Here is a 1,503-nt window from a genome sequence, read left to right on the forward strand (position 1 = left end):
GGCCTGGGTGGGCTGGCTCCGCGAGGCGCTGGGCCTCATCGCCCAGCGCCCCGGCGCCTTTATCGGCTACACGGCGGCCGCGGCCCTGGCCCAGGCGGCGGCCCACGCCGTGGCCTGGCAGCCGGTGCGGGTCCTGCTGATCCTGGTCGTGGCCGTGCTGGCCCTCGGGGTCTTCCTCCGCCTCGCCCTAGTCGTGGACTACAACCGCCCGGCGCGGGCGGACGATGTGCTCCCCGGCAACCTCGAGGTGGCCACCGCCGTGGCCGTCAGCGCCGTGCTGTTCACCGCCTACGGGGCGCTGGGGCCGGCGATCTTCACGCCGCTCGGCGACTCTCTGGAGGCGGCCCTGGCGGGGCTCGGCCTCTACGAGCCCCGGCTCGAGAGCGGGGCGCCGGCGCCCCGGCCCGTGGCCTACTTCCTGGTGGGGCCCGTGCTGGTGGCGGGCGGGATCTGGGGGGTGAGCGCCGCCGCTGCGGGGCTTGTGCTGCTGCTGCTGGGGCAGTGGTTCCTGCTGCCGATGGTGGCCCTGCACGCCGCGCCCCCGGGGATGGCGATGGCGGTCAGCCCCCGCGCCTACACCGCCAATCCGGCGGCGATGACCGGGCTGCTCGGGCTGCTGGCGCTCGGGCTCGGCGCCGTGCTCCTCAGCGCCGGGTGGCTCGGGCCGCTGCTGGCGCCGGTGCTCGGGGCGCTGCTCTACACCTCCTACCGGGACGTCTTCCTCGGCCGGGACCACAACCACCCGAGCGGCCCGCCGGTGCCCACCCCGTCCGAGCTGGCGGCGGAGTCGCGCGGGGAGAGCAACCCGCCCGACTGACCCCCCCTTACGTGACCGTGGTCTGGCTGCCGGCGGCGGCGATGAGCTGGCTGCGGCCGAGGCAGTCGACCATGTCGTCGATCGCCGCCGCCGCGTCGGCCCAGACCGAGTCGCCGTCGCTGCGCTCCATGTCGCGGTAGCGGTCGCGCTCCGCCCGGAGGATCGCCGCCATGCGCTCGGCGGGGAAGGGCTCGACGTGCTCGGAGTCCGCGGACTCCGGCGTGCCGGGCAGCAGGGCGTAGAACCACCCCGTGGGCTCGCCGTTGCCGCGGTGCGGCGGGACGAGGCCGTGAGCGATGAAGCCGCCGGCGACCGTGACGGCCTGGCCGTGGCGCTCTGCGTACTGCGGGCTGACCAGTGCGGTGAACATAGCCCTTCTACTCCCGGGCCCGAGGGGCCCTGCACGCTGCGAGGAACTTAAGCGACCTTATGGTGCTATGCAACATAGTTTACTGGCTGAGCGCGGGAATGTGAACAGGTAGTCATGTTTCTGCGCCCGCCGGCCGCCCCGGGTGTACGCGCCCCTCGATCCCTTGTACAAAGGGGGGCGGCAATATCGTGCCGCCTGGGTTCCGGTAAGGCGACGGGAGAGCAGGTCGAGATGGGCAGTCGAGAGAAGGTCGCGGCGGCAGGCCTGGCCCTGGTCATGGCGGCCGGGCCCGTGGGCAGCGCCAGCGGTGCGGACG

At 74.1% G+C, this 1,503-nt stretch carries 2 protein-coding genes; one reads left to right on the forward strand and one right to left on the reverse strand.

Annotated elements, in window-relative coordinates:
* Window positions 1-817 (forward strand): hypothetical protein (locus CKO13_RS12140; protein ID WP_200261382.1); only part of this gene is annotated, 817 nt, incomplete at its 5' end.
* Window positions 818-824: 7 nt separating this feature from the next.
* On the opposite strand, the gene CKO13_RS12145 is transcribed toward CKO13_RS12140, so the two are convergent.
* Entirely contained in the window at window positions 825-1,187 is a 363-nt protein-coding gene (locus CKO13_RS12145; RefSeq protein ID WP_200261384.1) for a hypothetical protein, read from the reverse strand.
* Window positions 1,188-1,503: the final 316 nt, after the last annotated feature.

Source organism: Halorhodospira neutriphila, assembly GCF_016584055.1.
GTDB lineage: Bacteria > Pseudomonadota > Gammaproteobacteria > Nitrococcales > Halorhodospiraceae > Halorhodospira > Halorhodospira neutriphila.